Annotated in this window: 25 protein-coding genes; 7 read left to right on the top strand and 18 right to left on the bottom strand. The window is 67.0% G+C overall.

The window, feature by feature from the left end:
• Positions 1-91 precede the first annotated feature (91 nt).
• The 3 genes from V6N07_RS07525 to V6N07_RS07515 form a co-directional block, all read right to left on the bottom strand.
• Entirely contained in the window at positions 92-568 is a 477-nt protein-coding gene (locus V6N07_RS07525) for a hypothetical protein (RefSeq protein WP_371155244.1), read from the bottom strand.
• A 2-nt stretch (positions 569-570) separates the two neighbouring features.
• The gene (locus V6N07_RS07520) at positions 571-3,099 is read right to left on the bottom strand and encodes an ABC transporter permease (protein ID WP_371155242.1); all 2,529 of its coding nucleotides are present in this window, start codon (positions 3,097-3,099) and stop codon (positions 571-573) included.
• Between the two features lie 100 nt (positions 3,100-3,199).
• On the bottom strand, positions 3,200-3,892 hold the full coding sequence (locus V6N07_RS07515; protein WP_371155240.1) for an ABC transporter ATP-binding protein: 693 nt from the start codon (positions 3,890-3,892) through the stop codon (positions 3,200-3,202).
• A gap of 52 nt (positions 3,893-3,944) precedes the next feature.
• Between V6N07_RS07515 and V6N07_RS07510 the strand changes: the two genes are divergently transcribed.
• Positions 3,945-4,589, top strand: a complete 645-nt coding sequence (locus V6N07_RS07510) for an arylesterase (protein WP_371155238.1) — start codon at positions 3,945-3,947, stop codon at positions 4,587-4,589.
• A 138-nt stretch (positions 4,590-4,727) separates the two neighbouring features.
• On the opposite strand, the gene V6N07_RS07505 is transcribed toward V6N07_RS07510, so the two are convergent.
• The gene (locus V6N07_RS07505; protein WP_371155236.1) at positions 4,728-5,066 is read right to left on the bottom strand and encodes a hypothetical protein; all 339 of its coding nucleotides are present in this window, start codon (positions 5,064-5,066) and stop codon (positions 4,728-4,730) included.
• 414 nt (positions 5,067-5,480) lie between these two features.
• On the opposite strand from V6N07_RS07505, the gene glpK reads away from it, so the two are divergent.
• Complete coding sequence (gene glpK, locus V6N07_RS07500) at positions 5,481-6,962, top strand: glycerol kinase GlpK (protein WP_371155235.1); 1,482 nt, start codon at positions 5,481-5,483, stop codon at positions 6,960-6,962.
• A gap of 23 nt (positions 6,963-6,985) precedes the next feature.
• Here the strand turns inward: glpK and V6N07_RS07495 are convergent, their stop codons facing one another.
• The 3 genes from V6N07_RS07495 to V6N07_RS07485 form a co-directional block, all read right to left on the bottom strand.
• Positions 6,986-8,206: an alpha-hydroxy acid oxidase gene (locus V6N07_RS07495; RefSeq protein WP_371155234.1), complete on the bottom strand. Its 1,221-nt coding sequence runs from the start codon at positions 8,204-8,206 to the stop codon at positions 6,986-6,988.
• On the bottom strand, positions 8,203-9,192 hold the full coding sequence (locus V6N07_RS07490; RefSeq protein WP_371155233.1) for an NAD(P)H-quinone oxidoreductase: 990 nt from the start codon (positions 9,190-9,192) through the stop codon (positions 8,203-8,205). Before V6N07_RS07490 ends, V6N07_RS07495 begins: the two co-directional genes overlap by 4 nt.
• Positions 9,193-9,303: 111 nt before the next feature.
• Positions 9,304-9,990, bottom strand: coding sequence for a COQ9 family protein (locus V6N07_RS07485; protein ID WP_371155232.1), 687 nt, complete (start codon positions 9,988-9,990; stop codon positions 9,304-9,306).
• Positions 9,991-10,118: 128 nt separating this feature from the next.
• Here V6N07_RS07485 and rpsU point away from each other — a divergent pair, with 128 nt between their 5' ends.
• Complete coding sequence (rpsU, locus tag V6N07_RS07480) at positions 10,119-10,325, top strand: 30S ribosomal protein S21 (RefSeq protein ID WP_109564695.1); 207 nt, start codon at positions 10,119-10,121, stop codon at positions 10,323-10,325.
• Between the two features lie 95 nt (positions 10,326-10,420).
• On the opposite strand, the gene V6N07_RS07475 is transcribed toward rpsU, so the two are convergent.
• From V6N07_RS07475 to V6N07_RS07455, 5 genes are all read right to left on the bottom strand, one after another.
• Complete coding sequence (locus tag V6N07_RS07475; protein WP_371155231.1) at positions 10,421-11,044, bottom strand: hypothetical protein; 624 nt, start codon at positions 11,042-11,044, stop codon at positions 10,421-10,423.
• A 6-nt stretch (positions 11,045-11,050) separates the two neighbouring features.
• Positions 11,051-11,188: an aa3-type cytochrome c oxidase subunit IV gene (locus V6N07_RS07470; RefSeq protein ID WP_371155229.1), complete on the bottom strand. Its 138-nt coding sequence runs from the start codon at positions 11,186-11,188 to the stop codon at positions 11,051-11,053.
• 117 nt (positions 11,189-11,305) lie between these two features.
• The gene (locus V6N07_RS07465; protein ID WP_371155228.1) at positions 11,306-11,782 is read right to left on the bottom strand and encodes a hypothetical protein; all 477 of its coding nucleotides are present in this window, start codon (positions 11,780-11,782) and stop codon (positions 11,306-11,308) included.
• Positions 11,783-11,828: 46 nt separating this feature from the next.
• Complete coding sequence (locus V6N07_RS07460) at positions 11,829-12,881, bottom strand: MBL fold metallo-hydrolase (RefSeq protein WP_371155227.1); 1,053 nt, start codon at positions 12,879-12,881, stop codon at positions 11,829-11,831.
• Positions 12,882-12,951: 70 nt separating this feature from the next.
• Positions 12,952-14,631: an acyl-CoA dehydrogenase gene (locus tag V6N07_RS07455; protein ID WP_371155226.1), complete on the bottom strand. Its 1,680-nt coding sequence runs from the start codon at positions 14,629-14,631 to the stop codon at positions 12,952-12,954.
• 62 nt (positions 14,632-14,693) lie between these two features.
• On the opposite strand from V6N07_RS07455, the gene V6N07_RS07450 reads away from it, so the two are divergent.
• Entirely contained in the window at positions 14,694-15,680 is a 987-nt protein-coding gene (locus V6N07_RS07450) for an L-threonylcarbamoyladenylate synthase (protein ID WP_371155225.1), read from the top strand.
• Here the strand turns inward: V6N07_RS07450 and V6N07_RS07445 are convergent.
• Positions 15,671-16,246, bottom strand: a complete 576-nt coding sequence (locus V6N07_RS07445) for a YqgE/AlgH family protein (RefSeq protein ID WP_371155224.1) — start codon at positions 16,244-16,246, stop codon at positions 15,671-15,673. The genes V6N07_RS07450 and V6N07_RS07445 overlap by 10 nt on opposite strands.
• A gap of 138 nt (positions 16,247-16,384) precedes the next feature.
• On the opposite strand from V6N07_RS07445, the gene V6N07_RS07440 reads away from it, so the two are divergent.
• Together V6N07_RS07440 and V6N07_RS07435 are read left to right on the top strand one after the other, a co-directional pair.
• Positions 16,385-17,239, top strand: a complete 855-nt coding sequence (locus V6N07_RS07440) for a protein-disulfide reductase DsbD domain-containing protein (RefSeq protein ID WP_371155222.1) — start codon at positions 16,385-16,387, stop codon at positions 17,237-17,239.
• A gap of 66 nt (positions 17,240-17,305) precedes the next feature.
• Positions 17,306-17,446, top strand: a complete 141-nt coding sequence (locus V6N07_RS07435) for a hypothetical protein (RefSeq protein WP_371155221.1) — start codon at positions 17,306-17,308, stop codon at positions 17,444-17,446.
• Between the two features lie 39 nt (positions 17,447-17,485).
• Here V6N07_RS07435 and V6N07_RS07430 read toward each other — a convergent pair whose 3' ends face one another.
• From V6N07_RS07430 to V6N07_RS07410, 5 genes are all read right to left on the bottom strand, one after another.
• Entirely contained in the window at positions 17,486-17,947 is a 462-nt protein-coding gene (locus tag V6N07_RS07430; RefSeq protein ID WP_371155220.1) for an NUDIX hydrolase, read from the bottom strand.
• 102 nt (positions 17,948-18,049) lie between these two features.
• A complete protein-coding gene (gph, locus tag V6N07_RS07425; RefSeq protein WP_371155219.1) occupies positions 18,050-18,697 on the bottom strand; it encodes a phosphoglycolate phosphatase in 648 nt (215 codons plus the stop codon).
• On the bottom strand, positions 18,694-19,221 hold the full coding sequence (locus V6N07_RS07420) for a hypothetical protein (RefSeq protein ID WP_371155218.1): 528 nt from the start codon (positions 19,219-19,221) through the stop codon (positions 18,694-18,696). The genes gph and V6N07_RS07420 overlap by 4 nt, the downstream gene beginning before the upstream one ends.
• Entirely contained in the window at positions 19,218-21,428 is a 2,211-nt protein-coding gene (locus V6N07_RS07415) for a molybdopterin cofactor-binding domain-containing protein (RefSeq protein ID WP_371155217.1), read from the bottom strand. The genes V6N07_RS07420 and V6N07_RS07415 overlap by 4 nt, the downstream gene beginning before the upstream one ends.
• Positions 21,425-21,886, bottom strand: coding sequence for a (2Fe-2S)-binding protein (locus tag V6N07_RS07410; protein ID WP_371155215.1), 462 nt, complete (start codon positions 21,884-21,886; stop codon positions 21,425-21,427). Before V6N07_RS07410 ends, V6N07_RS07415 begins: the two co-directional genes overlap by 4 nt.
• Positions 21,887-22,025: 139 nt before the next feature.
• Between V6N07_RS07410 and V6N07_RS07405 the strand changes: the two genes are divergently transcribed.
• Positions 22,026-22,838, top strand: a complete 813-nt coding sequence (locus V6N07_RS07405) for a phytanoyl-CoA dioxygenase family protein (protein WP_371155214.1) — start codon at positions 22,026-22,028, stop codon at positions 22,836-22,838.
• The last annotated feature ends 111 nt before the right edge of the window (positions 22,839-22,949 follow it).

Raw genomic sequence — 22,949 nt, 5'->3', positions numbered from 1 at the left:
TCATAGGTTCGCGACCCGGCAGGTTCCCCCCCTCGCCGGGTCGTTTTTTGTCCTGCGGTGCTCTGACCGGGGTGTCATCGGTCCCCGGGCGTTATCCGAGGGACAGGACGAACCTGCGCTGTTCCGGGGTGTCGGGGACCGGGCGGCCCCGTGCCGCGGACACGATTTTCAACGCGGCCTCGGGCGTATGCCCCCTGTCGACAAGCACCGCGCAGGCCGTGATGCCCGACCGACCTATGCCCGCCTTGCAATGCACGAAAACCGCGTCTCCTGCGTCAAGGCGACCGCCGATCAACGATTGCAGCCAAGTCACCTGATCAGCGCTGGGAAGGCCGAAATCGCGGATGGGCGCAGCCACGAATGCCATGCCCCGCGCGGCACAATGTGCCTCTTCCCGCTCAAGGCCCAAGGTCTGCACGTCCTCTGGCGTCAACAGGGAGATTACCGTGGTGATGCCATCGTCGGCCAGCGCGTGCACCGCGTCGGACAAAGCGCCGGGATCCGGGCAGGGGCCGATGAACAACTGCCCGGGTCCGCGTGTCGGGATGCCGAATGCCCCGCGTACCATGATCAATCCTGCGATCGCAGGATGCGCGCCGGGCGTGCCGCAAGCGGACGCCACGCGAATGCGAGCCCTGCCAGCAGCGTGGCCAAGGCCCCGCCCAGCACGATGATCAGGGCAGAGCGCCATTCGAACGCATAGGGTGCCTCCATCACGAAGGTCAGAACGCCCCAGCCGGCCAAGGCCCCGCCCGCGATCGCCACGATTCCGGCGGCGGCCCCCAGCATGGCCGAACGGATGGCAAAGCTGGTCAGGATGGTCGCCCGCGTCGCGCCAAGGGTCTTGAGGACCGATGCCTCGAACACGCGCCCCCGTTCGCCCGCCGCCGCAGCGCCGATCAGGACAACGAACCCCGTAAGCAGGGTTGCACCCGCCCCCCACGAGGTTGCGGCGGCCAGCGCGGACAGCGCCTCGGTGACGAGGTCGATGGCATCGCGCACCCGGATGGCGGTGATGTTCGGGGCATCGCCCGCAACATCGCGCAGGATCGCCCCTTCGGAGGCGGCATCGGCGTAGACCGTGGACAGCCATGTATGCGGGGCACCGGTCAAGGCCGCGGCGTTGTAGACCAGCACGAAGCCGATCCCGCCAGACGAGAAATCGACCTCCCGGAAGGATGTCACCGTCGCGGTGATGTCGCGCCCCAGAACATTCAGGGTGATCTCGTCGCCGAGTTCGACGCCCAGTTCCTCGGCCTCTTCCCGGGCAAAGCTGACCTGGGGCGGGCCGTCATATCCCTCGGGCCACCATTCGCCGGCGACGACGCGCGTGCCGCCGGGCAGGGCATCCGCAAAGCTGACCCGGCGGTCGCCGCGCGTCACCCAATGGTCGAAGTCTGCGGCGGGACGCCCGGCGATGCTGCGCACGACGCCTCCCAGCATGGGTGCGGTATCGACGCGGGTGACGGCGGGGTCGTTTTCGACCCGGTCGAGAAAGCCGGGAAGCTGGTCGGGCTGAATATCCACGAAGAAATAGCTCGGCGCCACCTGCGGCAGGTCGCGGTCGATCGCGGCGCGCATGTTGGCGTCGATCTGGCCCACGGCCGCAAGGACCGTCAGGCCGAGGCCAAGCGACAGGACGACGGCCGTCGCCTCGCCGCCCGGTCCGCCGACCGCGCCCAAGGCCAGCCGCAGCGCCGGACGCCCGCGCACCAGCGCCGTGCGTGCCAGCCGCCGCGATAATGCACGCACGCCCCAGGCCGCCAGCACGAGGACGGCGAGGGCGACGAGGATCCCCCCGGCCGCATAGAGCGCCAGCATGGGGATGCCGGACAAGGCCGCCGACAGGCCGATCAGCGACAGGGCAGACAGGGCCAGCGCCACGAGATAGCGCTTGCGCGGCCAGCCCCGCATCGGGCCGGAGGCATCGCGGAACAGCGACGCCGCCCGCACCTGTTCGGTGCGCGCCAGCGGCCAGAGCGTGAAGATCAGCGCCGTAAGTGCGCCGTAGACCGCCGCCTCGACCAAGGGGCCGGGATGCACGCCCAGTGCGACCGGGACCGGCAGTTGCGCCTGAATGAACGGCGCCGCGATCAGCGGGATGATCCCCCCCAGAATCAGTCCGATGATGATCCCCACGAGTGCCAGCGCCCCGATCTGCATCAGGTAGGCGGCAAAGATCGTGCGCCCCTCGGCCCCTACGGTTTTCAGGGTCGCGATGACCGGTGTCTTGCGGTCGAGATAGGCCCGGACGGCGGCAGACACGCCGACCCCGCCGACCGCAAGCCCGGCCAGTCCCACGAGGACGAGGAAGCTGCCGATCCGGTCGACGAAGCGCGCGATCTGCGGGGATGCGTTGCGCCGGTCGCGCCAGCGGGCGCCTGCATCCGCGAAGGCCGTCTCGACCTGAACCTCCAGTGCATCGAGCTGTGCATCCGTGGTCTCGGGCGGCAGGACGAGGCGATAATCCGTTTCGAACAAGGTGCCTTCGGTCAACAGGCCGGACCCATCCAGTGCGTCCGTCCGCACGATCGTCCGCGGGCCCAACCCGAACCCCGCCGCGCCCGCATCGGGTTCCCGCAGCAGACGGGCGGTGATCGTGAAGGCCTTGGTACCCAGCCACAGATCATCCCCAACCGACAGGCCAAGCCGGTCGGCCAGAACCGGGTGCACGATGATACCATCCCCGGCGAGGGCCTCGTCCAGCGGTATGTCGGGGTCGAGTTCGACGGCACCGGTCAGCGGATACAGGTCATCGACCGCCTTCACCTGTGTCAGGGCGCGATCCGCCTGCGCATCATTGCCTGTTGCCGCCATGGATCGGAAATCGACGACCGGGGAAACGGTGTCGGCGATGGATTCCAGCAGCGCGCGTTCCTCGTCGGTAGCAAAGCGAAAGCCGAACTCAACTTCGGCATCGCCGCCCAGAATGACGCGGCCTTCCCGCTGCAACCCGTCGGTGATCGACACCCGGACGGACCCCACGGCGGCAATGGCCGCGACACCAAGGGCCAGACAGGCAAGGAAGATACGGAACCCCGCAAGGCCGCCACGCAACTCTCGCCCGGCGATGCGGGCCGCTTGTGTCAGCCAGGTCATGCGGACCACTCCGTCTTGCGGGGCAGGGACTGCTGCCTCCGCTGATCTGCCGAGGGGCAAGAGATCGGATTGGCGCGTTCGCGACATACGGGCATCCGCATCATTCGGCCGCCTCGGAGGTGCGGCGCGTTTCGCTGTCCAGATGGCCATCGACCAGGCGGATCGTGCGGTCGCAGCGGGCGGCCAGCTCGGGGGAATGCGTCACGAGGATCAGCGTCGCGCCATGGCGGTCGCGCAGACCGAACAGCAGGTCCATGATCGTCTCACCGGTCGATTGGTCGAGGTTTCCCGTCGGCTCGTCCGCCAACAGGATATCCGGGCGCGGTGCGGCGGCGCGGGCGAGCGCCACGCGTTGCTGCTCCCCGCCCGACATCTGGGCCGGGTAATGGCCCGCGCGATGCTCCAGCCCAACGGCGGCCAGTTCCGCCTGCGCGCGGTCGAAGGCATCGGACACGCCCGCCAGTTCCAGCGGCGTCGCGACGTTTTCGAGGGCGGTCATCGTCGGGATCAGGTGGAAGGATTGGAACACCACCCCCATATGTTCCCTGCGAAAGCGGGCCAATGCGTCTTCGTCCATCGTCGTCAGGTCGCGGCCCAGTGCCTCGACCGCGCCGGAGGTGGCACGTTCAAGCCCGCCCATCAGCATCAGGAGAGATGATTTGCCACTTCCCGACGGTCCGACCAGCCCCACGGTCTCTTTTTCGGCCACCTCGAGCGATATGCCGTGGAGGATATCGACCATGCCGGCATTGCCCTGCAGGGACAGCGATACATCGCGAAGCGACAGGACCATGCGAAACCTCATTCGTGGGATGTGCAGCTTGGCATATGGGGCAATTGGAAAAATGAACAAGTCGGTTCAGCTTGCCTTTGTCGCCGCCATGGTCGGCACCGGCGCCATGGCACAGACGGTGACGGTGGTTGCCTTGGGCGACTCGCTGACTGCGGGCTATGGCCTGCCGGACGGGCAGGGGTTCGTGCCGCAGTTGCAGGCATGGCTCGATGCGCAGGGCGTCGATGCCGAAATCGTGAACGCGGGCGTTTCGGGTGACACGACCGCAGGCGGTCTGGCACGGCTGGATTGGGCCCTGTCGGACGACGTCGATGCGATGATCGTCGCCCTCGGGGGGAACGACCTGTTGCGCGGGTTGCCGCCCGCGTCCAGCCGCGCCAACCTCGATGCGATCCTCGGCGAGGTATCGGGCGAACGGGGGTTGCCCGTCCTTCTGGTCGGGTTGGAAGCGCCGGGGAACTATGGTCCCGCCTTCAAGGCCGCGTTCGACGCGATGTATCCGGAATTGGCCGAAGAGTATGGCGCCTTGCACGAAGTCAGCTTCCTTGGCCCCCTTCTGGCCGGTGTCGATATGGCGACGGCCCGCAGCCTCTACATGCAGTCGGACGGGATCCACCCCAACCGCGATGGCGTTGCGGTCATCGTCGAGGCCTTGGGCCCGCGGGTGGCGGATCTGGTCGAAATGGCCGACCCATAACAAAAACCCCCGGCGCGCATTTCTGCGGGCCGGGGGTCTGTCGCGCGGGTCTTTGGCGGGGGGAGGAGCCGCTTCAGGCCTGCGCAGGGGGCGGCATCAGGACGGGGGGAGGACCCCGATACCGGTCCTGTCAGACGATCACTCGTCGTCCTGGCTCTCGGCGTCGATGCGGGCGAAAATGTCGGCGCCATAACCTGCGGTGCCGTCAGCGACGGTCGCGCCGTTCAGGCCGCGCTTTTCGTTGTTCGAGTCGTAGTCGGCGTTGAAGTGGGTGAAGGCCTCGCCCACCGCGCCGCTGCGGGTGGAGACGGTGACGCCGTCGAACTCGGCCGCGCCGATGGCGACCTGCTCGTTGTTGGAGTCGATGTCCTGATTGAAGTGCGCGGCGGCTGCTGCGGCACCGGCGCCAACCTGGGCGGATGCGGCACCGGTCAGGGCGGCGGAGGCGATCAGGGCGGAGATGAGGAGCGTTTTCATGGGTCTTGTCCTTTGTGTGCGGCACCGCGCGGTCTGGCGGCTGGCCTTGTGGGTTTGATGCGGCGGGGCGGTGTGCCCTGCTGATGAACATGAGATGTCACTTCGGGCGCTGCGCTTCAATGAACGAAGCCGTGATAAGTTCGCGATAAACGCGCGTATATGCACATCACGCCCGCCGGCTCGCACCGCCCTCACATCCGCGCGACGCTGCCTCACGCGGGCGTGAAAACGGGCGGGAAACTGCAATGATGAGGGGATGATTGCGCTGTGGTCGAACCGTGGCACCGGACCGAAGCCCGGAAATTTCCTGACACCCGGTCCCTATCCCGTCGTTCCGGCAAACCCGCGGGCCGCAGCCTTGTCTGCCCGGTCGACATCGGCCACACCAATCGGTGCACGTCGAAGGAGGAGGAAATGACCCACATTCTGGCGATCGATCAGGGCACCACGTCCAGCCGGGCGATCCTTTTCGATGGTTCGATGCGCATCGTCGCCTCGGCCCAACAGGAATTCACGCAGTTCTTTCCAAACAGCGGGTGGGTGGAACACGACGCGGAGGAGATCTGGTCCACCGTCGAGCCGACATGCCGAACCGCGATGTCAGATCACGATGTGACAGCAGCGGACATTGCCGGGATCGGAATCACCAACCAACGGGAAACGACCCTGATCTGGGACCGCAGGACAGGGGACCCCATTCACCACGCCATCGTCTGGCAGGACCGGCGGACCGCCGCCTTCTGCCGTGACCTGATCGCTGAAGGCCATGAGCCGATGGTGACGGCGCGCACCGGCCTGCTGCTCGATCCCTATTTCTCCGCGACCAAGTTGCGGTGGCTGCTCGACAATGTCGACGGCGCGCGGGCGCGGGCCGAGGCGGGGGACCTGCTGTTCGGGACGATGGACAGCTATCTGATCTGGAAGATGACGGAGGGGCGGTCGCATGTGACCGATGCGACGAACGCGGCGCGAACGATGCTCTACAACATCCACGACGGCTGTTGGGACGAGGAAATCTGCGGCCTGCTCGACATACCGATGGGTCTGCTTCCGGAGGTTCGGGACTGTGCCGCCGACTTCGGCACGACGAACATCCTCGGGGGATCGACCCCGATCCTTGGCGTCGCGGGGGATCAGCAGGCGGCGACCGTCGGGCAGGCGTGTTTCGGCAAGGGCATGCTCAAGTCGACCTATGGCACGGGGTGTTTTGCCCTGCTCAACACCGGCGATACGCCCGTGACCTCCGGGAACCGCTTGCTCGGGACCATCGCGTATCAGTTGGAAGGCAAGCCGACCTACGCATTAGAGGGGTCTATCTTCATTGCCGGGGCGGTCGTCCAATGGCTGCGCGATGGGCTGGGCATCATCGGATCGGCGGCAGAGACGCAGGCGCTTGCCGAACAGGCGGATCCGACACAATCCCTGTATCTCGTGCCCGCGTTCACGGGGCTTGGGGCGCCGCATTGGGATGCGGATGCGCGGGGGGCCATCTATGGCCTGACCCGTGGATCCGGCCCGGCGGAATTTGCGCGCGCGGCGCTTGAATCCGTCGGCTACCAGACCCGCGACCTTCTGGAGGCGATGACCTCCGACATGGGCGGGTTGGGCGAGACGGTGCTGCGCGTCGATGGCGGGATGAGCGCGTCGGACTGGGCGATGCAGTTCCTGTCCGACATTCTCGGGGCACCGGTGGACCGGCCGAAGGTCACGGAAACCACGGCGCTTGGTGCGGCCTGGTTGGCGGGCATGCGTGCCGGCGTCTATCCCGATCAGGACGGGTTCGCCGACACCTGGGCGTTGCAGCGTCGTTTCGAAGCAGAAATGCCGGCGGAGGAGCGGGACCGCCGTTATGCCGGATGGACGGATGCGGTGGGCCGCACCCTGACCCGGCAGTAGGTCCCGCGCAAAAGGCGCGGGGTTCAGCGCACGAGGCGTCCCGGCAGGTCCTTGAGCGAGGCCGCACCGATCTGCATCATGTTCGCCGTCATGTCCGCGCGCAGGATATGCACGAGGTGATCGACCCCGCGACGTCCGAAGGCGGCGAGGGCGAAATACCATGCCTTTCCGAGGAACACGAAATCCGCCCCAAGAGCGAGGGCCCGCAGGATGTCGAGGCCGCCCTGAACGCCAGAGCAATAGTAGATGGGAACGCGCCCGCCGACCGCCGCCACGACGGGGGGCAGGCAATCGATGGCGGCAGGTCCGCCTTCGAACTGTCGACCCGAATGGTTCGAAACCCAGATCGCATCTGCGCCAAGATCGATCAGACGGGTGGCGTCCTCTGCCTCGGCGATGCCCTTGATGACCAGCTTGCCATCCCATTCCTCGCGCAGCGCGCGGATGTAATCGTCGTCCGGGAACCCCCGGATCAGGCGGCCGGCATGGGTGAAGGCCTCGGCCCCCTTGGCCGCGGGCGTATAGCTGTTGGGGAATTTCATGGTTGGCTGGCCGTGGCGCAGGATCCCCATTGCCCATGTCGGGCAGGACATGATGGACGCGATGATCTTGGGCGTCATGACCGGCGGCATCGACACATGGGCGCGCCGTTGGCGTTCGCGGCGGCTTTCGCCCGGCACGTCCACGGTCACGACAAGCGTGTTCCAGCCCGCCGCCTTGATCCGGCCAAGCATGTCACGGCGGATCTCCGGGTCCCGGACGGGGTAGTGCTGAAACCAGCCCATGTCGCCTGCAATTGCGCCCGTATCCTCGGGGGCGGCGGCCGCGACGGTGGATTGCCCGTAAGGCATGCGGTGATGCGCGGCGGCCGCGGCAAGGATGCGTTCGGCATTGGGCCACAGAAGCCCCGCCATGCCGACGGGTGCGACCCCGAAGGGTTGCGCATAGGTTGTTCCGAGTGTCGTGCGGCTTAGGTCCGGCTCGAACTCTCCGCGCAGGATCGCGGGCATGAAGCGGATGTCATCCAGACGTTCCCGATTGTGGGAGACGCCCTTTTCGGCGCCAGTTCCGCTGTCGAGGTATTCGAAAGCGAAATGCGGCATTCGCGACCGTGCCCTGCGGCGCAGATCTGACAGGGCGGGGTGGGTGACGTCGAGTTCCATACAAGTGCTTTCGTTGGTGCAGGTCGTGTGGACGGGGCCCGCACCGTCCGGACGGGCCCCGAGGGGTAGCAGGGCCGTCATCTGACCTTGAGGGTGATCTTTCCGATATGATCCCCGGCTTCCATGCGGGCATGCGCGGCATGCGCCTCGGCAAGGGGGAAGGTCTGATCCATCACGGGGGCGACCGTGCCGGCATCCAGCAGGGGCCAGACGCGGTCGCGCAGGGCCTGTGCGATACGCGACTTCGCAAGGTCCGATTGCGGACGCAGGGTGGACCCGGTGATTGTCAGTCGCCGCATCATCAAGGGCGCAAAGTTGACCGCGACCTTGGGGCCCTGCAGGAAGGCGATCTGCACCAGTCGTCCCTCATCGGCCAGCGCCTTGAGGTTCCGGGGCAGGTAGTCGCCCCCGACCATGTCGAGGATCACGTCGGCACCGCCCACGGCGCGCATGCGGTCGACGAAATCTTCCTCGCGATAGTTGATGGCCTCGGCGCCCAGTTCGGAACAGGTCCGCAACTTGGCGACATTGCTGGCCGTCGCGAAGACGCGTGCGCCGTGGGCGCGGGCCAGTTGGATCGCCATCGTCCCAATCCCGGAGGAGCCGCCGTGCACGAGAAAGCGTTCGCCCGCCTGCAACCGTCCGCGTTCGAAGACGTTGGTCCAGACGGTGAAGGCGGTTTCGCACAGCGCAGCGGCCTGCGCCATCGACATGCCTTCTGGAATGCGCAGGGCATGGTCGGCGGGCGTCACGGCATATTCGGCATAGCCGCCGCCCGGCAGCAGGGCACACACCCGATCACCTACGGCCCAGCGGCTGACCCCCGGACCGACCGCGGCGACGGTGCCCGCGCATTCGAGACCCGGCAGGTCGGATGCGCCCTTTGGCGGTGCGTATGCACCGGCCCGCTGCAATGCGTCGGGGCGGTTCACGCCGGCATGGTCCACCGCGATCAGAATCTGTCCCGGACCGGGGCGGGGCACCGGGCGGCGCACCCGCCTGAGCACGTCCGGCCCCCCGGCCTGGGTGATTTCGACTGCGTTCATCGTCTCGGGCAGATCGACCATTTGGCCCCTCGGTCATCGTATCGCGCGCACACTAGCCCCCCCGAGGTCGCAGGGCCAGCACGTGTTTCGAAATGAAGGACCGATCCGAATTATTCTTGCGGCACAGCGTGTTCAGGACGGATCACGCCAAAGACCGGGCAGGTCGTTGCGCGGCGAAGACGTGGGTGCACGAATGCGGTCCAGCAGGATGTTCGGACCAGCCATCAGCCGGCTGAACAGGGGCGACTTGCGGGCCTGAGCCTTGAATTTCTCGATCTGCATGACGTTGTCGATGCGCCGGTCGAGGAACGACCATGTTTCGCGAAAACCCTCCGACTGATCGCCCAGCCAATAGAGCACGGTGGCGGAATAGACGCCGGACAGCGTCGCCCGCTTGGTGTACCAGTTCACGTCGTCGGATGTGTCGCCCAGTGTCGTCCAGATGGCATCCGCTGTGCCCCAGACCGCGCGGGCCCCATCGGCCGCATGAATCGGCAGGGCAAACAGCGTCGTGCCCCGGCGCACGGCCTCGCGGTCTTCGGCGGCGATTTCGAGGCGCGTGCGGACGGCATGGGCCACCTTGTCCCGGAACCGCATTTCGCCAAGGTCCTGCGCGTTCAGCCTTTCGATCATGCGGGCGTCGCCCCGCATGTGAAAGGCCATGGCCAGGTCGACGGCACCGCGCGGAAAGGCGGCACGCGCCTGTGCGGGGGTGACACCCGCATCGGCGATGGCGGCACGGAAAGCCGTTTCCGACCAACCGTCGAAGGGCACGTGGGACAGGGCGGCGTCGATAAGGCGGTCCTTGAGGTCGGGCATCACGGGCTCCTCGGGTGCGGGGCGAACGGGTATGGCGATACTGGACAAGATAGGGGCAGATGGCTATAGGGCCACTTCCTGCACGGATTTATCCGACAACTCCAACTTAGAAAGGTGGTGAAAACCACATGCAGGTCAGCGTTCGCGACAACAATGTCGATCAGGCCCTCCGGGCCCTGAAAAAGAAGCTGCAGCGCGAGGGTGTGTTTCGTGAGATGAAGCTCAAGCAACATTTCGAGAAACCCTCCGAGAAGAAGGCGCGGCAGAAGGCCGAAGCGATTCGGCGTGCCCGCAAGCTCGCTCGCAAGAAGGCTCAGCGCGAAGGGATGATGTAAGTCGCCCTCGGCTCAGGCCAGAAATATCAAACCCCCGGCGCCTCGCGGTGCCGGGGGTTTTTCGTTGCGGGGTGTGACCCCGAAATCAGGCGCGATCAGCTGTCGAACACGAGGCCGTCGTCCGCCACGCGGGCCACCCCGGGGCGCGACGGCGAATGTTCGTCGACCGTGTCGTCGAAGACCTTGCGCTCCGTCACGCCGGGAACCTTGCCGAAATCACGCATGATCCTTTCCGGGAACCATGCACGCCGCACGGATGAGAAGCCCAGTTCCCGCAGAATGCCGGATACGGACTGACCGCATGTCGCCTTGCTGGCCGGTCCGTGGGCCTGAACCAGCGACAAGGCGCGCTCTGCCATCTCGGGGGAAACGATGATGTCCTGAATGACCATGTGGTAGGTCGGGCGCGCATGATAGTCGATGTAGAAGTCGAGCATCGTCGGCGTGATCCCGAACAGGACGTCCCCGCGCTCCGGCACGGTCGGATGATGCCAGGTTCCTGCGGGATCGAAGATCACCCGCTGGCTGCCCGATACCATCAGGGCGGAATGGCCGCCCGCACCCGATCGGTTGCTGATCGCGGTCATCAGCGTCAGCTTCGGCGCATCGTCGGCGGCAAAGGCCCTGCGCTGCACCTCTTCCATCGGATCGTAGATGTTGTCTGCTGCGCAGGCCGCAAGAAGCGGCAGCGCCAGGATCATCAACAGCCTGCGCAACATGGGGCGTCAGGTCCGGAAGATCGCCAGGAACACCAGCAGGGCGATGATAACGATTACCGCCCATTTCGTCACGGTCACGAAACCGTTGAAAGTGTTTTCCTGCTCGGTGATGTCCATGCTGCCAAGCTTGTGATCGTCGGCCATGTCGGTGTCCTCGGTCGGTGGAATGTCGCGCTGTCCTTAGCGCGGGGGCGCGGCGCTGTCACGGCCTTCCGGGGGGCGACCCGTCGCGCGGATTGCCGCGCCGGCGTTTCCCGGCTGTCAGGTGTCGGCCCCGGGCGCGGCGTCGTCCTCTGCCTCCTCCAGCGCGCGGGCAAGGCGGAACCCGATGCGTGTCGGCTCGGGCTGGTTCTCGGGCCGGGGCACCGCGCGCAGGATGACGTTGATCTGACTGACGTGCTGCAACTGCTGACAGCGTTGCCCATGGGTGTCGCGGCCCGAAAAGGTGACAAGGTCCGGTGCGCTGAATCCGATCCCCTCGATCCGCAGAACGCCGGCGGCGCCGCCGGTGAACCCCATCGCAACCTCCTGTCCGTCCTCCAGCGTTTCCTCGAACGCCTTGAGGTACAGGACGATGCGTTGATAGGCCCACTCCGCGGGGCTTTTGGTCGCCGGCGACCGCTTTGCCACGGATTTCGGGATCGCCGGCGTCGGATCGCATCCGCCCGCGCGCAATTCCGCGGCGCGGGGCAGGGCGGCGGCTTCCATCGCTTCGGCAGAGGTCTGTATCTCGGTCATGGGGAGAGACTAGGCCCTTGGCCGGGGGGACGCCAGCCGGATCGGGTCATGCCGCCCGAAACGACCAGACGCCGTCATCGTGGGTTTCACGGATGGCCCGCCCGGTCAGGTAGAGGTGCTGCAGGTGCGCTATCGCCTCGAAGAACGCGAGGCCATAGATCTGATCGGTAATCCTGCGCTTGAACAGCGGTGCGAAACATTCCCCGCCCGTGCGCGGCTCGGCGATATGCGCTTCGAGGCGGTTCAGGGCCGTGACGTGGTTCTGTTTCAGCGACGCAAGCCGTGTCGGCAGACCCAGGTAGGGCGTCTTGTGACCGGGCAGGATCAGTTGATCGGGCCGGGCAAGGGGGGCAAGCCTGTCGCAGGACGCAAGCCAGTCGCCGACGGGATCCGCGTTCGCCTCGGACGGGTAGAGGCCAAGGTTGGGCGAGATGCCGGGAAGCAGCTGATCACCGCCGAGCACCAGATTTCCCCCGACCTCGAACAGGACGGCGTGTTCCGCCGCATGCCCGTCACCCCGTGCCACGGTCCAGTCGCGCCCGCCAAGGGCAATGCGGTCGCCCTCCTGAATGCGCGTGAAGCCGACGGGCAGGGGGCTGACCATGTCCGCGAAGTTGAACGGCCGCTCGGTGGCACGACGTGCCAGAACGTCGGCATCCATGCCCCAGACACGACAGTATTCCAGCGTCTCCGGTGTCGGCACCTCCTGTTCGTCGAGCACCAGCATACGCGCCATCAGCCACGCGGTCCGCGTCGTCAGAAGCTCCGTGCCCTGCGATTGCAGCCAGCCGGCCATGCCGACGTGATCGGGGTGATGGTGCGTGACCAGAAGGCGGGTGATGGGCAGATTGCCCAAGGGCCCCCTGCGCAGTTGCGACAGGATGTCCCGGCTCTTGCGGCTGTCGAACCCGGTGTCGACCATGGCCCAACCGTCCGCTTCGCGCAGGAAGTAGATGTTCACATGGTCCAGCGCCATAGGCAGCGGCAGCCGCGCCCAGAGCACGCCGTCCGCGACTTCCGTGACCTCACCGGCCGGGGGCGGTCCGTCCCACGGAAAGGTCAAGCCGGCATAGCCATCGGGGATGTCGAGGTCCTTCATGGCGGGCGACTTTCTGCATCAGGGCGAATGTGTTCGGCTCGGGCCGCGCTGGCGCGGCCCGGGCCATGTCCTATGCCGCGATGACGTCGGACGAAACCGCATAAAGCGCCTCGGCCCCTGAACGGGCCTTGGCCATCTCGGCCATCGCCTCGGGCAGCAGGCGCGCGGTGGCGACGCGGGCGACGGGCGCGCGGCTGGTGTCCGCCTCGGCCGCCCGCAGGTGATAGGCCGCGCCGAGGACGCGGGCGAACGCCGCCAGATAGGGGACAGCCCCCGCGAAACGGTCCTGCATGTCCTGCGCCACGAGCCATTCCGTCAGATCGCGCAGCGCGGCTATGGCGGCATCGAGACCCTCGTGGTTCGTGCCCGACAGATCATCGAGGATCGCAAAAGCGGCGGCCCCGCCATCCATCAGCTTGCGACCGACGAGGTCCATCGCCTGAATGCCATTGGTCCCTTCGTAGATCGCGGTCACGCGAACGTCGCGCAGGTACTGCGCGGCCCCTGTTTCCTCGACGAAGCCCATGCCGCCGTGCATCTGAACGCCGTCGTTTGCGACCTTGATCCCGGTATCGGTTCCGAATGCCTTGGCGATCGGCGTCAGGAAGGCGCCGCGCGCCTGCCATGCCGCGTCCCCGGTCGCCTTCGCCATGTCCAGCGCGACGGCGCAATCCATCGCGATGGACCGTGCGGCGAATACGTCGACCTTCATGTCAAGCGCCATGCGGCGCACGTCGGCGTGGTCGAGGATGCTGCCCGTGCCGGCATCGCCGAGGGCCGTCTTGCCCTGCTTGCGGTCCAATGCGTAGGCCACGGCGTGCTGCATCGCGGCCTCGGCGACGGACAGGCCCTGAACGCCGACACCAAGCCGGGCGTTGTTCATCATGGTGAACATCGCGGCCATGCCCTTGTGCGGCTCTCCCACCAGCCAGCCGGTCGCCCCGTCGTATTGCATCACCGCAGTGGGTGAGCCGTGCAGCCCCAGCTTGTGTTCAAGCGATACGACCTTGAGCGTGTTCGCAACACCGGGGTTGCCGGCCTCGTCCGGCAGGCGCTTTGGCACCATGAACAGGCTGATGCCCCGCGTCCCCGGCGCGCCGTCCGGCAGGCGGGCCAGAACCAGATGGCAGATGTTCTCGGCAAAGTCGCTGTCGCCCCAGCTGATGTAGATCTTCTGCCCCGTGATCGCATAGGTGCCGTCGCCGTTGTCCTCGGCCTTGGTGCGCAGGGCCCCGACGTCGGATCCGGCCTGCGGCTCCGTCAGGTTCATGGTGCCGCACCATTCGCCGGAAATCAGCTTGGGGATGTACAGATCCTGCAGCGCCGGGCTGGCATGTGCCTCCAACGCCTCGATCTGGCCCTGCGTCATCAGCGGGTTCAGTTGCAGCGCAAGGCAGCCGGACCCGATCATCTCGTTGACGGCCATCGTCAGGGTGATCGGCAGGCCCATGCCACCATGTTCGGGGTCGGCCGACATCCCGATCCAGCCGCCGTCCGCAATCGCGCGGAACCCGTCGCCGAAACCGGGCGAGGTGCGCACCACGCCGTTTTCCAGATGCGCGGGATGCAGGTCGCCCTCGCGGTTCAGGGGGGCAAGGACATCGGTGCACATGCGCCCCGCTTCGGTCAGGATCGCATCGACCGTTTCGGGCGTCGCCTCGGCGAACGTCTCGGTTGCGGCAACGCGATCAAAGCCCACGACGTGATCGAGAACGAAACGAAGTTCGGCAACAGGCGCACGGTATGGCATCGAAGACCTCCCAATCTGGAATGCTTGGCGCTAGGAAGCGCCTATCCAGCCAATCTAGGGGGATGGGCCCCGTGCCAGCAACCGGAACACGACGTCACACCCTTACGCTGCCCGCGCCCGACGGCGTGGCCGCGGCGGCGCGCCTGCTGGTGCAAGGCGGGCTCGTCGCCTTTCCGACGGAAACCGTCTACGGGCTGGGCGCCGATGCGACGAACGGGGCGGCGGTGGCCGCGATCTATGCGGCGAAGGGGCGCCCGTCGTTCAACCCCCTCATCGTCCATGTGCCGGACATCGCCGCGCTGGACGGTATCGCGACATTGGGGCCGGAGGCGCGGGCGCTGGCGGCCGCGTTCTGGCCCGGCCCCCTGACGATGGTCCTGCCACTTGCCGCACAGGCGCCCTTGTCATCGCTCGTGACTGCCGGTTTGCAGACGGTCGCCGTGCGCATTCCGGGAACCGAACTGGCCCGTGACCTGCTGCGCGCGGTGGGGCGGCCGGTCGCGGCACCGTCGGCGAACCCGTCCGGCCGGGTCAGTGCCACGCGGGCCGACCACGTCCTGTCGGGCCTGTCCGGTCGGATCGATGCGGTTCTGGACGGGGGGCCGTGTTCCGTCGGAGTGGAATCGACGATCCTGCGGCCCGACCCGTCTGTCCTGCTGCGCGAGGGGGGCGTTCCGGCCGAAGCGATTGAGGCGGTTCTTGGCAGACGTCTTTCGCGCGACACGACGCCCGGCCGGGTGCAGGCACCGGGGCAGTTGGCCTCGCACTATGCGCCGGGTGCGCGGGTGCGTCTGAACCGCGCGGCGCGCGCGGCGGATGGTGTCATGCTGGGGTTCGGTCCCGTCGCGGGGGATCTGTCGCTGTCCGCGCAGGGGGATCTGGCCGAGGCGGCGGCGAACCTTTTCGCCCTGCTGATCGAGGCCGACGCGACCGCGCGGGACCGCGGCCTGCCCCATATCGATGTGGCCCCGATCCCGGACGTGGGTCTTGGGCGCGCGATCAACGACAGGCTGGCCCGCGCGGCGGCGCCCCGTCCCGATCAGGCGTGACCGAACTGTTGCGACAGGCCGAAGGTCGCGACCCCCATACCCGACATGGCGGCATGCCATCGCTGCGGCGACGGGGTGTCGAACACCATCTGGCCGTCTGATGCCGTCGTGAGCCAGCGGCCGTCCTGTACCTCGCGCTCCAACTGGCAGGGGCCCCACCCGCAGTATCCGAGCGCGACAAAGGCCCGATCCGGCCCCCGGCTTGCGCCCATATCCCGCAGGATCCCCCGCTCGGCCGTGAGGGAGATCTCATCGCTGACCACATGGGTGTGTTTCGGCAGATGGTATTCGCAGGAATGAAGCACGAAGGCACGGTCGATATCCGCCGGTCCTCCGACGTGCAGGGGAACGGAGGGGCGGATCGGCGGCAGGGGCAGCCCGTATTCCGCAAGCAGCTGGCGCAATGTCATGTTCATTGCCGGACGATTGATCAGAAGGCCGATCGCGCCTGCCGGGGAATGGGCGCAGATCAGGATCACGGCCTTGCGAAATGCACGCTCGGTGATCGAGGGCATGGCCACGAGGCAGTTCCCCGCAAGACTCTGGTCGTGATTGTCAATCCGCATTGTCAAAACATATGACAATAGTGGCTTACATTCAACCAAGGCGCCGGGCACGGGCGCCATTCCGCGGACATGCGTGCGCACAAATGATGCCGTAGGCGTGATTTTGCTTGATCGGCGCATCTGTGTAGCTGTCCGGGCATGCTGATCATGTTTTTCCGAATCCTCTGGCGTGCCGTCGCCTTTTGCCTGCTGATCGCTGGTCTGACGTTCGCGACCGGGCAACTTGCGCTGGCACAGTCACCGTCGCAGGTGAACGAGGTCATTTCGGTCGAGGTCGTGCCGGGCGGGGTGGATGAAGACGGCCGCCATATCGCGGGTCTGCGGTTCGATCTGCGCGCGGGGTGGAAAACCTACTGGCGCAGCGCGGGGTCGGCGGGCATCGCGCCGCGGTTCGACTGGTCCGCATCCGACAACATCGAGACCGTGACCCCCGTCTGGCCACGACCCGCCGTATTCCATCAGGCGGGGCAGCGGGCCATCGGATACGATCAGGACTTCGTCCTGCCCCTTGTCATCGTGCCGCAGGTCGAGGGCCAGCCGATCCGTTTGTCCGGGACGCTGGACCTGGGCGTCTGCGCCGATATCTGCCTTCCGGCCCGGCTGTCGGTTGCCGCCGACCTGACCGACGACGCGCCGCCCGATCCCTCCGTGCGCACGGCCCTTGCGGATCAACCAATCCATCTGGACCTGAACGCCCGCTGCGCCCTGCGCCCGACGGAAGATGGGGCCGTCCTGACCGGCGTGTTGGATGTGCCCCCCCTCAAAGGCCCCGAGATCGTCGTGTTCGAGGTTCCCGATGCGCGCCTCTGGGTCACGGATGCTTCTGTCCTGCGGCGGGGCGAGCAGCTGGTCGCGCAATCGCGCCTGATGATCGGCGGCGGGCAACAGGTTGATATCAATCGCGATCAGATCCGCATCACCGTGATCGGCCGGACGACGGCCATCGAGACCACCGGTTGCAAGGCGCGTCAATCTGCGGCGGAATATCGCTGATTTCCCGGATGCCCTTGATAAGGGGGGCAAAGAACGCCAATTTACAGCAGGAGCCGGGAGGGTCTTATGCCGCAGACGAACACAGCACTTGGAAAACTGGCCGATGTCCTCAAGGACAAGCTGTCGGAAGTCCTTGGCGCGCTGGCGCCGGAGCCTGATGCGATCCCGATTCCCGTCCGCAACGACCCGCGCGTTCGCCGCCGCTGACGGACGGCATATCGCGCCAGTCGCGGTGACCTTGTCTGTTCAGGAAATGGCCTGTCGCAGCAGCGGACCTGCGACATCGACCTTCTTGGGTTTCTTCCTGAGGCTTTTCAGCAGATCCGCCAATTCCGGCTCATCCACCAGCGATGCGGCTTCGCCTACGTCGAACCATTTGCGCGTCCGCTCGCCCTTTTCCTTCCACTTCGATTTCTCTTCCTCGACGATCATCGGATAGACCCGGACACGGCAGAGAACCGATTTCTTCTTATCCAGCGCTTTCATGTAGCTGTAGGTGCCGAAGACCTCGCGGGAAATCACGCCTTTGACGCCTGCTTCCTCCAAAGCTTCGATGGCGGCAGCGGCCCATGGCTTGACGTCTTTCATGGTCCAGCCCTTGGGCACGACCCAGCGACCCGTATCACGGGTGGTGACCATCAGAACCTGAACGGTTCCATCTTTCCACCGCAGCGGCATCGCTGCGATCTGCTGTCTTGCAGTCTGCATCTGGTCCTCGCGGCGGACGATTGGCGCGTTGGGCGCGCGGTCTTTGCCACGTCCTGTTTTGTAGGACGATAACATAGGTGAGAATCGCAGGCAATTCGACCGCTAAGACCCTAAAAGTTTTCGTGACAGGCTGCCGATGTCGGGATGGACCTGCGGTTGCGGCAGGCCGGTCAGTGTTCCGTTCTGATACCCCAGTGCGATATGGGCATATTCCACACCCGCTGCGCGGGCCGTCTGCAGATCAACGACCGAGTCTCCGACATACAGCACGTCACCAACCGGCACGTTCAGCGCGTCGATCACGTGCAACAATGGATCGGGGTGCGGTTTTCGGACAGGCAACGTGTCCCCGCAGGCGACGGCTGCAAAGGGCCCGAGGTCGAGCTTGCGCAGAAGGGTCTCGGTCGGCGCGGTCGGCTTGTTGGTGCAAAGCCCGAGGTGCACCCCGCGCCCCGCCAGATCGGCAAGCAGGGCACGGACGCCATCGAAGATCGCGACCCCGGTCACGGGATCGGCATCGTAGATCTGCCGGAATAGGGCCAGCGCCGCGTCGGTTGACGGACCCCCGGCCCAGTCAAGGCAGCGGTCGACGAGGGTCGGCACGCCGTTGCCGACGAAACCCGTCACTGTGCGCAAGTCCGGCTCCGGCAGGTTCAGGCCCCGCAACATCGCGCAGGCGGCGCGGTGCAGGCTGGGCGCGCTGTCGACGAGGGTGCCGTCCAGATCGAAGATCACGGCCCTGTGGCTCATGGGCATGTGGCACCTGACTCGGCCCAGGCGATGATCGCGTCAGACAAGGATGCCGGCGTGCCCGGGGCCGGTGCCCGCCCCGGCCCCGGGGACCAGCCCCAGACGACCAGCGGATCATGGACGACATGGTCCGCCACTTCGATCAGCGTCCGCCCGCCGTTTCGGGCGGGGTCGCGCAATTGTTCGCAGATTTCGCGCGGGGACCGCAGGGCCCACTGCATCTCGACGGGCGCAAGGGCCCAGCCTTCGGCCCCCGGTGCGCCGCCGGGCAGGGGGGAATTGACGGTTCCGTGACATGTGCCACAGGGGATCGTCTCGATGCCCATCCTGCTCTCGCCTCCGACAATGCGAAATCCATGCGGGATGGCGGCGCCGTCCGACCCCGTCCAGAGGGGGATGCCATCCGCGCCCACGTGACAGTTCGCGCATCGTGGGTGGCTGAGAACCTCGTGGATCGGGGCGAAATCCTGTGCGGCTGCGGGTGCCGTTGCCAGAAGGATGGCGCTTGCGATGAGGCCCCTCATGCGAAGGCAACCGAACGGTTGAAGGGCATCTGCCGCAGGCGCTGTCCCGTTGCGGCGAAGACCGCGTTGCCGAGGGCCGGGGCCGCTGCGGGCAGGCCCGGTTCCCCCGCGCCCCGGATGTCCCCGCCCAACCCGAGGGCCCGGGTGGTCACGGTCGGTGCCTGCCAGAGGCGCAGGCTCTGATAGGTATGGAAATTCGTCTGATGCGGGGTTCCTTCGGGAAAGGTGATCTCGGCCCCGATGGCATGGCCGATCCCGAACAGGGCGGCACCCGACAGCTGTGCATCGATGTTCACCGGGTCCAGCACCCGGCCCAGGTCCGCCGCAATCCACAGGTTGTCGATCACGATGCCGCCGGCCGTGTTGCGCACCTCGGCGATCTGCGCGACCGGCACGCCGAAGGCAAAGGTCAGCGCCACACCGAACCGGCCGTCCGGTCCATTCCACGATGCCATGTCCGCGACCTCCTCCAACACGCGGCGAGCGCGGGGCTCCTCCAGCAGGCGCAGGCGTTCCTCGACCGGGTCGGCCCCGGCCTTTGCGATCAACTCGTCCATGAGGGTTTCCAGAAAGAACCCGTTGAAGGAGGCCCCGACGGAGCGCCAGCTGCTGACCGGCACGAGGGACGGCACCCGGTAGCCCGTGACGCGCCGATCCGGCAGGACATAGGGCGCGTCCCATGCGGCCGCGACGATCGTCACGTCCGGACCGACCGCGGGCATGCGCGCGCGGGACAGTTGACTGCTGACGACGGATTGGGCCGCGATGGACAGGTCGAGGCTGCGCACGCGGCCCGCTTCGGTCGTGCCGCGCCCACGGGCCCGCGCCATGGGCCGGTAGAAGCCGTGCGTCATGTCCTGTTCCCGCGACTGCGTCAGGCGAACCGGCTGGCCGGGTCGCTGCATCGCGATTTCGGTCGCCTGCCGGACCCATTCGTCCTCGAACCGGTGGCCGAAGCTGCCGCCTGCGGGCAGGGCATTGATCTCGATCTGCGCCTTGTCCTGCCCCGTGATCCCGGCAAGGGTGCCGAGCAGGAACAGGGGCGCCTGCGTTGCTGTCCAGACCTGCGTTCTGTCTGGCGTGTACAGAACCGTCGCATTCGCCGGTTCCAGTGGGGCATGGCTGAGGTATGGCACGCCATAGTCGGCGGTGAACGCCTGTCCGGTCGCGGTGGTGACATCACCGATGTCGGCAAGTCGGCTGTCGCGAAAGTCGTCGTTGTCCAGCGCCGCGTCATGCGCCGCGGCCATCTGTGCGTCCGTAGGGCCTGCACCGCCCCAGTCGGCGACAATCGCGCGCGCGGCCTTCATCGCGCGCCAGTCGTTGTCGGCCAGAACGGCGACCCCGTCGCTGATCGGCACGATGTCGATCACGCCACGCATGGCCCGCGCGGCAGTCGTTTCAAGCGTTCCGGCCCCGGCGCCGCGCGTCGGGTTGGTCACGGGGGTGGCATGGATCATGTCGGGCAGGACCATGTCGCTGCCATAGCGGAATCGCCCGAGGGACTTGTCTGCCATGTCCGTGCGCAGGTGCGCCCGACCAAGGCGACGCCACTGCGACGGGTCGCGCAGGGGCACGTCCTGAACCACTTCGATACCCGCAAGATCCGGGATCAGTTCGGCATAGCCAAGGGTTGCCCCCGGGGCGATGACCTGACCGTTCTCGGTGCGCAGGTCGTCAACCGACAGGCCAAGACGGCTGGCCGCCGCCGCCTTGATCGTCTCGCGCGCCGATGCGCCCGCCGCGCGCAACCTGTCGTAGGCATCGGGCACGGTGGTGGACCCCCCGGTCAGGTGCAGGTTCAGCGCACGCCCCGCAACGTCCGATATGCCCATGGCGCCCCGCGCCACGATGCCGTCCCCGCTTGCCGCGACCGGCATCCATTCGACAGCGGCCTTGCTGTTGTAATAGGCGCCCGACGCCGGCCCTGGCGCGGTCCGCACGGTGGCCGGATCGACGTCCAGTTCCTCGGCCAGAAGATGCGCCTGTATGGACGTGGCCCCCTGACCGACATCGGCGCGCGGGGTGATCAGGGTCACGCCGTCCGCGTCCAGCAGGACATGGGGCGTGATCGCCGCCTTGTCCGGGCCGAGACCCCGCAGGAGCGGGTTTGCAGGGCCCCGCCGGTATGCGGCCACGCCAAAGACGATGCCGGCCCCGGCCGCCAGCGTTCCGATCAGGACAGTGCGCCGCGACGGGCCGGTCATGTCAGGTCCCCATCCGCGATGGCCCGTCGCAGGGCCGCGCGAATGCGTGGGTAGGTCGCGCAGCGGCACAGGTTCGACGACATGGAGGCATCGATCTCGTCATCCGTCGGGTTCGGGTTGGTGGCCAGCAGGCTTGCGGCCTGCATGATCTGGCCCGACTGGCAGTATCCGCATTGCGCCACCTGTTCGGCGATCCATGCGGCCTGCACGGGGTGCGGCGCCTCCGGCGTGCCCAGCCCCTCGATGGTGGTGACATCCGCGCCGTCGACTTCGGCCGCCGTGATCTGGCAGGCGCGCACGGCGAGGCCGTCCAGATGCACGGTGCAGGCCCCGCAATGGCCGATGCCACAGCCGTACTTCGGCCCGAGATAGCCCAGTTCATCCCGCAGCAGCCACAACAGCGGCATATCCCCTTCGACCGTGATTTCGTGCGGGGTTCCGTCGACCGTGATCTGCATCGGGTTCCTCTCTGCTGGGTCTCGACATAGATCGCGGCTCACTTTGGGTAAACACGCATGCGCCACCCCGTGCCGCAACGTTTGCGCGGTGCGGTCCCCGTCCATTGCAACACTTGTCCGCTTGGGGCAGGCTTTCGGGATGAAGAATGCCCCCAGCGCGGAAACCTGCGCCGCCTTTGCCCGTGACGGCGCCGTCGTCCTGCGCGGCCTGTTCGCCGATCATGTCGCGGCCTTGCGCGCGGGCGTCGCCGCGAACCTTGCCGCGCCGGGCCCTCATGCGGCGGAGAACACGGTCGACGGCGAGGCGGGACGCTTCTTCGACGACTACGTGAACTGGCACCGCATTCCCGCATTCGAGGCCGCCGCCCGCGATCCGCGCATCGCCGGGGCGGCCGCGGCCCTGATGGCATCCGATCGGGTCCAGCTGTTTCATGACCATGTTCTGGTGAAGGAACCCGGCACATCGCGCCCGACCCCGTGGCATCAGGACGGGCCCTACTATTTCGTCTGCGGTCGTCAGACGGTCAGCTTCTGGGTGCCCCTCGACCCGGTAGAGGAGGCGACCCTGCGCCTCGTGGCGGGGTCCCATCTGTGGGACAAACCGGTCCTGCCAACGAGGTGGTTGTCGGAGGAGGCTTTCTTTCCCGGCGATTACCGCCCCGTGCCCGACCCCGATGCGGAAGGGATGACGGTTCTGGAATGGCCGATGGCCCCCGGTGATGCGGTGGCGTTCAGCTTCGACACCCTTCACGGCGCCCGCGGGAACGAGGCCCGAAGCCGTCGGCGCGCCTTTTCCCTGCGGTTTGTCGGGGATGACGCGCGCGTGGTCGCACGCCCGGGCGCCACGTCCCCGCCCTTTCCGGGGCATGGCATGGCACCGGGCGACAGGTTGCGCGAAGACTGGTTTCCGACGGTCTGGCCGGTTCCCGTGGCCAAGACCGCCAACGGCTGAGCGGAGGGCGCGGGAAATGCAGGGACGTGGGTTTCGGGCGGCCGCCCTACTGATCGTCGGCGGCGCCTTTCTGCTTTGGATCATCCTCGGGGGCTAGGACGGCCCCCGGAA

Source organism: Jannaschia sp. 2305UL9-9, assembly GCF_041403465.1.
GTDB lineage: Bacteria > Pseudomonadota > Alphaproteobacteria > Rhodobacterales > Rhodobacteraceae > Jannaschia.
Note: the sequence above shows the minus strand (reverse complement) of the source record. Positions and strands in the feature narration are given on the sequence as shown.